Here is an 862-nt window from a genome sequence, read left to right on the forward strand (position 1 = left end):
ATGATGCGAGGCCATGTCCGCCTCGGTGAGCGGACTGGCGTCACCCTTTTCTTCGATGGCGAAGTCGCGGCGGTAGATCGCCATGACTTCTTGCCCGGCGACGTGAACGCCCTCGATGAGGCGATTGCGCATGGAATCGGTAATAAAATCGGTCATGTTGATTCGGGTATCCGGAATATCGGGTTGAGACGGTTGCAGGTCGGTACGGTTACTGAGCAGCTCAGCTAGAAGCCCGCTTCTTTCTGTTGACGGATGGCCAACACCACTACAGTGTCAGCGTCGATACGGTACCGGGCGATATAGCCGCTATCACCGAAGTCAATCAGCCAATCCCGGTATACTTCTGACAGGTCGTCGATTGGGCGTCCGATATGGGGATGTTCTCCGAGTGCCTGGACGCCTTGGAGGATAGCCTGGGCAGCTCGCGCGGCTACTGCGGGATTCTTCGGTTGCAAGAATCCACGCAGCCGCTCTAGGTCGTTGATCGCTGCCGAGGCGAAGATCACTCGTGGCATGTTGGAGCGGGCTCCTCATGATCCGTTCCCCAGCTATTCAGCCACTTCTCTACTTCGTCTGCAGTCGCGTGCAGACCCGTCGCCTGGTAGTCCTCCCAAGCCCGGAGCGCATCCTGCTTGAAGGCTTCCCGGTTTTCCTCACGCGCGACATACTGCTCGATGGCTTCACGCATGAGCCAGTGCGAGGAGCGTCGGCGCGCATCGGCCAAGTGCTGCACCCTTCCTTTCAGGTCATCGTCGAGCTTGATGGATGTCGGGGTCGCCATATCATCCTCCCTGGTTAAAGCTCGTAGTAAGAGGTAGTACCTTTAAATACTATAGACCGCTTCGGCCTGGCTGTCGATGAA

The 862-nt window shown here is 57.5% G+C and carries 2 protein-coding genes; both read right to left on the reverse strand.

The features are described from left to right. Window positions 1–224 precede the first annotated feature (224 nt). Entirely contained in the window at window positions 225–515 is a 291-nt protein-coding gene (locus OP496_RS18165; RefSeq protein WP_280565386.1) for a type II toxin-antitoxin system RelE/ParE family toxin, read from the reverse strand. Further along, a complete protein-coding gene (locus OP496_RS18170) occupies window positions 503–781 on the reverse strand; it encodes a CopG family ribbon-helix-helix protein (RefSeq protein ID WP_280565389.1) in 279 nt (92 codons plus the stop codon). Before OP496_RS18170 ends, OP496_RS18165 begins: the two co-directional genes overlap by 13 nt. Window positions 782–862 lie beyond the last annotated feature (81 nt).

This window comes from Chromohalobacter sp. 48-RD10 (genome assembly GCF_029889785.1).
Taxonomy (GTDB): Bacteria; Pseudomonadota; Gammaproteobacteria; order Pseudomonadales; family Halomonadaceae; genus Chromohalobacter.